Annotated in this window: 6 protein-coding genes and 1 pseudogene; 2 read left to right on the top strand and 5 right to left on the bottom strand. The window is 58.9% G+C overall.

Annotated elements, in window-relative coordinates; translation table 11 throughout:
* Positions 1–234 precede the first annotated feature (234 nt).
* Positions 235–2181: a putative bifunctional diguanylate cyclase/phosphodiesterase gene (locus tag AC1ECN_RS31555; RefSeq protein ID WP_130665595.1), complete on the bottom strand. Its 1947-nt coding sequence runs from the start codon at positions 2179–2181 to the stop codon at positions 235–237.
* A 230-nt stretch (positions 2182–2411) separates the two neighbouring features.
* On the opposite strand from AC1ECN_RS31555, the pseudogene AC1ECN_RS31550 reads away from it, so the two are divergent.
* Positions 2412–3292, top strand: a pseudogene (locus tag AC1ECN_RS31550) (class I SAM-dependent methyltransferase).
* Between the two features lie 396 nt (positions 3293–3688).
* On the opposite strand, the gene AC1ECN_RS31545 reads toward AC1ECN_RS31550, so the two are convergent.
* Positions 3689–4546, bottom strand: coding sequence for an NmrA family NAD(P)-binding protein (locus AC1ECN_RS31545; RefSeq protein WP_130725993.1), 858 nt, complete (start codon positions 4544–4546; stop codon positions 3689–3691).
* A 129-nt stretch (positions 4547–4675) separates the two neighbouring features.
* Here AC1ECN_RS31545 and AC1ECN_RS31540 point away from each other — a divergent pair, with 129 nt between their 5' ends.
* Positions 4676–5572, top strand: a complete 897-nt coding sequence (locus tag AC1ECN_RS31540; protein ID WP_130665592.1) for a LysR family transcriptional regulator — start codon at positions 4676–4678, stop codon at positions 5570–5572.
* A gap of 132 nt (positions 5573–5704) precedes the next feature.
* Here the strand turns inward: AC1ECN_RS31540 and AC1ECN_RS31535 are convergent, their stop codons facing one another.
* Genes AC1ECN_RS31535 through AC1ECN_RS31525 form a run of 3 tightly spaced genes read right to left on the bottom strand, consistent with a single transcriptional unit; the run spans position 5705 to position 8154 of the window.
* Entirely contained in the window at positions 5705–6175 is a 471-nt protein-coding gene (locus AC1ECN_RS31535) for a cyclophilin-like fold protein (protein WP_130665591.1), read from the bottom strand.
* 13 nt (positions 6176–6188) lie between these two features.
* Positions 6189–6935 carry an SDR family oxidoreductase gene (locus AC1ECN_RS31530; RefSeq protein WP_130665590.1) on the bottom strand — a complete coding sequence of 249 codons (747 nt, stop codon included), beginning with the start codon at positions 6933–6935 and terminating at the stop codon, positions 6189–6191.
* 31 nt (positions 6936–6966) lie between these two features.
* Positions 6967–8154, bottom strand: a complete 1188-nt coding sequence (locus tag AC1ECN_RS31525) for an MFS transporter (RefSeq protein WP_477955122.1) — start codon at positions 8152–8154, stop codon at positions 6967–6969.
* Between the last annotated feature and the right edge of the window lie 93 nt (positions 8155–8247).

The following is an 8247-nucleotide window of genomic DNA, read 5'->3' as shown; positions in this document are numbered from 1 at the left end:
GCCCTCGTTGAGATGGCTCCAATTGCTTTTGTTGCCGTGTAGGTAGTCGGTTCGGCCGACGCGTACGGGTTCATCGGCTGTACGGAAAGTGTACCACCCGGCGAGAAGATAAGCTGACCGGAATAGGGTATGCCTGCCACACTCACGTCCCAATTCGCAATCCGCAGAGATGTCACACGCTACTCATCGATCATCGGCAACGTGCTGAGCCATCTGGAAAACCTTGAGGTCGAGTTATGCCGCGTTCAGAAGTTCAGCGCTGACCGGCATTCCCATATGAAAGCCCTGGACGCGGTCGATGCGAAGATCCTTGAGAAGGGAAAATTGTGCTGCAGTTTCGACGCCTTCCACCAGAATCGTATTCCCACGATTGCGGATGAGAGCAATCATGTCCTGAAGCATCGTCAAACCGCGTGGGTTCGAGCAGTCGTGCAGGAAGGTTCTATCGACCTTGACCGTCTGAAACTCGATTGCCCTCAGCCAAGAGAGGCCCGCGAAGCCGCAGCCGAAGTCGTCAAGCCAGATCTCGACGCCGAGCGCCCGCAGATCGGCAATGCATTTAAGCACCTCCGACTGCATATCCATGTCCAGGCCCTCGGTGACCTCCAAGGCCAGTCGCGACCCGCAGACCCCGCACCGAGCAAGGATATCAGCGACACTGGCAGCAAAGCCCGGGGAACGCAGTTGTATTGGCGACACGTTGACGCTGACGGAAGCCATGCGATCGGTCATCAGTATGTCCCGGCATGCCGTCTCGATCGCCCATCTGCCCAGTTCGAGGATAGCGCCACTTCGTTCTGCAACCGGAATGAACGTCTTCGGCGAAACCGCGGTGCCGTCCGGCATTCTGAGGCGCATCAAAGCCTCGACAGCTCTTGCTTTCCCGTTCGTCACGTCGAAGATCGGTTGGTACACGAGCGAGACCAGTTTGCGATCGATGGCGGCCGCCAGCAGCGGGACGAGCTTACCAGCATGGTCGTCGGGGCGAGGCAACAGCGGATCAAAACTACGAATGCAGTTTCGGCCATTTGCTTTGGCGTTGTAGAGAGCGAGGTCGGCTTCACGGACTATTCGTTCAACTTTCTCTCCAACTTTCTCGCGGGTGAAGGCGACGCCGATGCTGACGGTTACGATCGACATATCATCTGGTCGCTCGTCGTGAGCAATCGCAAGAGACTCGACTTCCATTCTGATCTTCTCGGCGAGAGTCATCGCGACCTTGGGGAGGGCAGCCGGCATGACCACGATAAACTCCTCGCCACCATACCTGCCGATCATGCCATCGGACGACTCTACAACCGCCTTCAGCGCATTGGCGATGACAGTCAGACATCGGTCTCCTTCCTGATGTCCGTAGCGATCATTGAAGCGTTTGAAAAAGTCGACGTCGATGAGGAACACGGAGAAGTCGCGGCGTTCGTCTTTCCAGGCGGCCCAGCATTCGTCGAGCCGCCGATCCAGGGCGCGTCTGTTGCTTATGCCCGTCAGGTAGTCAGTATGTGAAAGCTCGAGCAGTGACCTTCCACGCTCGGACGCCTCCCAGTGCTGGTGGCGAGCCTCCGCCGCGTTCAGCAACACATTTCGACGCTCCACGTTCAATCGCCAATTGACGAAAGACGTGAAGGCAAAGCACGAAATGTAGAACATCCCGAAGGCAAGCTTGTAGGTTTGGCTTGAAGGAAAAAACTCCTCGATCGTAACGAAAAATGCGCAGAGAACGAGGCCCGAGGTGATCACCGAAAGCCGAAACGGGAAACTGAAAAACAGGTTGGCGCCCATCATGAAGATGGCGCCGAATATCATGTAGTATGACATGGCGGTGACGTCGCGGGTGGCAATCGCCGGGTAAAGCCAGCCCACATAGCCCACAAGCAGTGCAGCGGCACATGTGACGTCAAGCCAGACGGTTTTCGCTTTTGCCAGTCGCAAGGCTTCGAAAGCCAGCAACGCGATCGTTGCAATGACGAATCGCGCGGCGATCGTCACAGGCGCAACATCCGGGATAAGCCATCGATCTGGAAGTGCGAAGGCCACATAAACGACGACCGCGATCCAAAGACCATGCCGTGAGCTCCGCCTTCGGGCAGCATCATTTTCAGTTTCCAGAGACTTGAGGGCCTCGGCAGATGAGAAGCTGACGGTCAATTCGTCGCGCCGCACATTAGCGTAAGCCGCGCTCATGCAAAAACACCGGCCTGGCAACGATATAGAGAAGGTAAAAAGTAAGCCATACTTCGGCGCCCTCCAAAGTTACATTCTGCAACCTGAACCCGATTGGTCTTATTGCTGAGCACTCTTAGAGGGATAGGATCTGACCCGCAATAGTAGAAATACTCTTATCCCGTGTAGATTCTAGTCGCATCCTATTTCGAGGTTGATTATGCTTAACGCTATGTCAAAGGGGTCTCGAAATGGAACAAAGCCTGGTCTTGGACGGTGAAAGTCTTGTTGCGCCCGGTGAAATTCGTCGGGCGGCAAGAAGGGTTGCTGCCCCGGATCCCGGCCACCTTATCGTTGCCAGAGCCGAGCTTGCCCTCAGCCTTGACGTGTCGATCCGTCAGTTCAGATCCGGCGTCGAGCCTAATGCGATCATCGAGCGTCTTACCGACGCCTTGCATCAGATACGGCGGCGCTTTCATCCGGAGGTGTGGGACGTCATCGTTCCGATCGCGCAATCATCTACGCCTACACTCGTAATGCTTCGTCATCCGTCGCGGTAAGGCAGCGTCGAGACATTTTGGCTCGCCGCGTTGACGAAATCGCTTCGGCCCGGCCTGGTTCCACCGAAGTCCTCGCCATCGCGGCTGGGCATCTTCGTGAGGGGCCTTTGTCGCGCGCTCTCGGCGCCGGCGAGATCAGACGCTGGGTCGCTTTGGATCAAGACCCGATGAGCGTTGGTACCGTCGCCCGCGATTTCGCCGGCACGTCCGTCCAGGCGGTGAACGGGTCGGTCAAATCCCTGCTCGGTGGAAGGCACGCGCTGGGAATGTTCGATTTCGTTTATGCCGCGGGTCTTTATGACTATCTGCCGGACGCGGTAGCCGTAAAGCTGACCAGGAAGTGCGTCAGCATGCTGAAGCCTGGCGGCACATTCCTATTCGCCAACTTCTCCCCGGAGACGGACGTCGATGGCTATATGGAGACATTTATGAACTGGGCGCTGCTGTTGCGGTCAGAACGAGAGATGGGCTTGATCGCCAGTGAAAGCGTGACTGGGGCGGATGTGAAGGTGTCTGTTTGGTCCGGCTCAAACCGCAGCATTGTCTACTGTGAAATTCAAAAACCGCAGTAGGCCGCATGTTGGCCGACATGCAATGGCGTTTGAGCCAATAACTGGGCGCACCGAAGAGGAGTGCCGACGGGTCGCGAAAGCGGACAAGCGCTGCGCCGCCGAGATGACACAAGCGACCCTCGGCCTCGCCGCAATTGCGATTGCTCCTTAATTTCAGATCGGCGCAGATCGCTCACTCAGGAAAAGCAATTAGCTTTGGTTCAACGAAATTGTATGGCCACTATTGCGAACTGGAAGACTGCAAGGCGTGGGAAGCTATCCTTGAAGGGTTTGAAATAGGCTGCCGTCCAAACCGGCAGTCTTCGGGTAGTCCCTTAGTTCAAAATCCGGAGTCGACCCTATCAGAGGCTGCATGAGAAAGGGCGTGGCTGCTCTCCGCCACGGCCTTTCAGCTGTTTATCGGCCGGGGCAAATCAGACGGCTCATGGCTGTGTCCAGTGTGGTCGTGCCCTTTACCGGCTCGCCCTCGAACCGGATCCAGCCTTCGTTGAAGCCGTCGATCATACGCATCCGCGGGAGTGGGTTCTGCATGCCCTGATCGGTGAAAATCTGCTCCCAGGTGTCGCGGGCGACCGGCTCCACCCGGACGGGTTTGCCGAGGATGGACGATAGGACAGCGGCGATATCGTTGGGCGTGACGCCCTCTGGCCCCATCAACTCGACGACCTGCTGGCCCACCCACTCGTGCTGCAGCAGTTCTGCCGCTTTGGCTCCGACGTCGAAGACAGAAACCATCGGATAGGGCTGATCGAGCGGCTGCAGGAAACTCGAGAGGACACTAGTCTCGCGCGCCGGCCCGATATCCCAGGCCGTGTTCTCCATGAACCAGCCGGCACGCAGAAAGGCGATCGGCATTGGCAAGGCAGATAACTTCTGTTCGACGAGACCGAGCTGGCTCAAGAGGTTAGGTTCTCTGGCCTGCGCGCCGATGGTGGAGAGGCAAACGACCTTGGCAGGACGAGACGAAAGAAGCGCGGTCTTCAGGGCCGCAATGACAGCGCGCACTTCCATAAAGCCGGGGGTCGGATCGAAGGTCGGCGGGATCAGCAGAAAGACGCCGTCGGCGCCGGCGAAAGCCTTGGTGAGCGCATCGGCGTCGGTCATCTCGGCCAAGGCCAGTTCCGCGCCTTTGTCCTTCCATTCCGCTGCTTTTTCCGCATTGCGCGCGACGGCGCGTATCGGCACCCCCGCCTTCAGCAGACGCGCGGCGACAATGCCTCCGACTTGGCCTGTTACTCCGGTGATCACAAACATGGTTAGACTCCTTTGCTTCCTCCACCGCCAGCAGGTTGGCGGTTTGTTATGCTGATCATGTCCTTTGGCAGCATTTGACTGAAGCGCGCTTCTGTCGCATGATTGGTGACTAAAAATCACGGATGCGCGATGTTTGACGGACGATTATTGAATGGCGTGAGCGTACTGGCCGCCGTTATCGAGAGCGGAAGCTTCGCGCGGGCGGCGGAGCTGATGGGACTATCGGCGTCGGGTGTCAGCCGCGCCATTTCTCGACTGGAGGGGCGGATCGGTCTGCGGCTCCTCGACCGGACAACACGCACGATGCGGCTGACCGATGACGGCGCGCGGTTCTACGAACAAGTGGCCCCACTCTTGAGCGGCATCGAAGAGGCTGCCCAGACAGCTGTTGGCGCCAGACAGGCGGTGCGTGGCCGACTGCGAGTCAATGTCGACCCATATTTCTCACGCCTTGTGCTCGGCCCGCGGCTCGGCGCCTTCCTCGATCGTTATCCGGATATCCAGATCGAGATCATCACCCGCAACGAGATCGGCGATCTTGTTGCTGATGGCATGGACGTCGCGGTGCGCTTTGGCGAGCCTGCGCAGAGGTCGCTTATTTCGCGCCTGTTGATGCAGACGCGCGTGATCACCATTGCGGCTCCCGCTTATATCGAGCGACATGGTCGGCCGAGCCGTCCACAGGATTTGAGCGAGCATACCTGTATCCAGTTCCAGGACCCGCTGACTGCAAGGCCTTTCGGATGGGAGCTTCGGTGGGGTGAAGAGGTCGTCTCGATCGAGACCCGCAGCCGCATTTTAGTCAACGATGCCGGCACGACCTTGGCGACCTGCCTTGCGGGGATAGGCATCGCGCAAGTCTTCTCACTCGGGATGGCGGATTATCTGAACAATGGGCAGCTCGTGAACCTCTTTCCCGACTGGTCGGACGAGACATTCCCGCTCTACGCCTTCTATCCCTCGCGTCAGCATGTTCCGGCTAAGGTCAGGGCCTTTATAGATTTCTGCGTCGAGATCATCGAATAGACGGAGGCGCCCCCTCGAGCGCCTCTGCTGGCTTAAGCCGGCCGCGGCTTTCTGGTTCTGGAAGTATCGTCTATGGGGTCCTTTCATGCTTGGGCGGAAGGCGAATTGCTATCTCCGGCCATAAAGCCCTTGTCATATGCGTTCTATGCGGACCGGATACTCGCCGCGCAGCAGCAACGGCTCGAAGCCATTGTCGAAGCGGCCGAGCCGGATCAGCCCGTCCCAGCGATAATCCGCGTAGAACAAGGCCAGGTTACCCCACGGTTTGAAGTAGCAAAGGTCGCCCGGCTGCTCGTTTCCGAAAGCACCGCTGCCTTCTTCTGTCAGCTTGCGCGGCAGATGGACGATCTTTTCGCTCCTGCCGTAGTCCTCGATCTTGAGGTTCAAGGGCAGCATGGAAGCGAGATCGCGCGCCGTCGGATTGTCGGAGAGCGTCGCGGTCAGGGTTAGAGTGTTGAAGCCTATCCTGATTCTGACGTCTGTCGCCTCGGGATCCGCCGAGCCGCGCTCGTCCTGCCCTTGCGCCACAAGAGGTAGAGCGGCGGTCGCCAAGGTTCCGCCTAGCACCGCGCGACGGCTCATGAACTTGGATGTCATCGACATAGCGCGCCTCGCGTCAGACAGGTTGAGCCGTGGGCCGGAACAGGATTTCGTTGATGTCAACATCGTCTGGTTCGTTCACCGCGAAGGCGACCGTTCGGGCGAACGTGTCGGCGCTGATGGCGATTTTACTGACGAACTCCTTGGTGCCCGCCTGGATGTCCTTTTCGCTGATGTGTTCTAGGAGTTCGGTGCTCACCGCGCCGGGTGAAATGATCGTGGTGCGGATGTTGTATGGCTTCACTTCCTTCCGCAGCCCCTCCGAGAGGGCGCGCACGGCGAATTTCGTCGCGCAATAGACGGCGGCACCCGGATCGACCACATGACCATAGACGGAGGACACGTTGATGATGTGCCCCGACTTCTGCGCTTTCATGTGGGGAAGCGCTGCTGCGATGCCGTAGAGCACCCCTTTGATGTTCACGTCGATCATGCGATCCCACTCGTCAACTTTGAGCCGTTCGAGCGGCGCAAGTGGCATCAGGCCGGCATTGTTCAGCATCACGTCGATGCGACCGAACGCGTTGACGGCCGTGTCGACGAGCGTCTTGACTTGATGTTGGTCCGTGACATCGGTTTGGACTGCCGTGGCCTTATAGCCCTTGGCGGACAGCTCCTCAGCCAGCTTAGCGATGCGGTCGCTACGCCGTGCGCCGAGGACGACGGAAGCGCCGCGCTCGGCAAGGTGACGGGCGGTGGCTTCGCCAAGCCCGCTGCTTGCCCCGGTGATGACGACCACTTTGTTTTCGATTCCTTGGGACATGATGATCTCCTGTTGTGAGGTTTCTGAAGGTTCAGGAACGGCGACCGGCGAGTGCGGCGAGGACAGCCGAACCGGCGAGAAGGCAGGCGGCCAGAAGGAAGGGGCTCCACCATCCCGCGGTGTCGAACAGCATGCCGCCAGCGAAAGCACCGCCTGCAATGGCGAGTTGGATCAGCGCCACCTGCAGTCCACCTGCCGCTTCCAATTCACCGGGAACGATAGCGGCCATCCAGGTGTTCCAGGCGACCGGAAGCGGGGTTGAGAAAAATCCCCACATGACGAGCAGGGATGCCGTAACCGCCGCGAACGGCCCGAGAGCGATCAGCAGCAGGGCAAGGACCGCAAGAGCAGCCGGCAGTCCTGCTAGAACGAGCAGGAGATGGCGCCGGGCGACTAAGCCAATGACGGAGGTTCCAGCCAGTCCACCGACGCCAAGGCCGAGAAGCACCATGGACAGAACATTCAATTGCAGTCCGGTGACGCCTTCGAGGAACGGACGAAGGTAAATGGACAGCGCGTTCTGGCCGATGAAGGCGAGAGCGGTCGCCGCCATTCCGATCGCGAATGTGCGATTGCGCAGCAGCCCTAATATTCTGGCCACCGAGACGATTGACGTCGCCGGCATCCTCGGCAGGACGACCAGTTGCCAGACGAGCGCTGCAATTCCGATCGGCACCGTGATGAAGAAGGTTCCGCGCCATCCGATCAACCCGCCAAGAAAACTGCCGAGCGGCGCGGCAAGGACGAGTGCGAATGCGGTGCCACCTTGAAGAAGCGCAATGGCCTTGGGCAGGTCACGGCCCGAAGCCAGGCGTGCCAGAATAGCCGTCGACAGCGACCAGAAGCCGCCGATCGAAACGCCGACCAGGGACCGCCCGACGAGAAAGACAGGGAAGTTGGGTGCGAGGGCAACCGCCAAGCTCGATGCAACAAGAACCGCCGTATAAAGCAGGACGACAGCCTTCCGGTCGATCCTCGCCAGGAAGGCATTGCYGAAAAGGCTGGTGATAACCGCGAAGACTCCCGACACGGTGATCGCCAATCCGGCCTGCCCCTCTGACACAGAGAGGTCCGCGGCGATCGGGGTCAAAAGGCTCACAGGGAGAAATTCCAACCCCACCAGAAGGAAAGTGAGAAGCGAGAGACAGGTCACAGCAGACCATGAGGTCGCCGTGTCGTCCGTCAGTGAGGTCTCATTCAATGTCAACTCGACGGTCATTCACGTTCTCCTGTCCGGTGCCAGATAGATAGCCGGGCTGGTTTTGCGCGACTAGAAGCTATAATCTGAACGTCGTGATGAAGGAGATTCAAC

It is taken from the genome of Rhizobium sp. 01N447_2 (assembly GCF_056399245.1).
Note: the sequence above shows the minus strand (reverse complement) of the source record. Positions and strands in the feature narration are given on the sequence as shown.

Bases quoted from the DNA above. Each gene is read 5' to 3' on its own strand.
- AC1ECN_RS31530 (WP_130665590.1), bottom strand. From the start codon at position 6,935: ATGTCCCAAGGAATCGAAAACAAAGTGGTCGTCATCACCGGGGCAAGC.
- AC1ECN_RS31545 (WP_130725993.1), bottom strand. From the start codon at position 4,546: ATGTTTGTGATCACCGGAGTAACAGGCCAAGTCGGAGGCATTGTCGCC.
- AC1ECN_RS31540 (WP_130665592.1), top strand. From the start codon at position 4,676: ATGTTTGACGGACGATTATTGAATGGCGTGAGCGTACTGGCCGCCGTT.
- AC1ECN_RS31535 (WP_130665591.1), bottom strand. From the start codon at position 6,175: ATGTCGATGACATCCAAGTTCATGAGCCGTCGCGCGGTGCTAGGCGGA.
- AC1ECN_RS31555 (WP_130665595.1), bottom strand. From the start codon at position 2,181: ATGAGCGCGGCTTACGCTAATGTGCGGCGCGACGAATTGACCGTCAGC.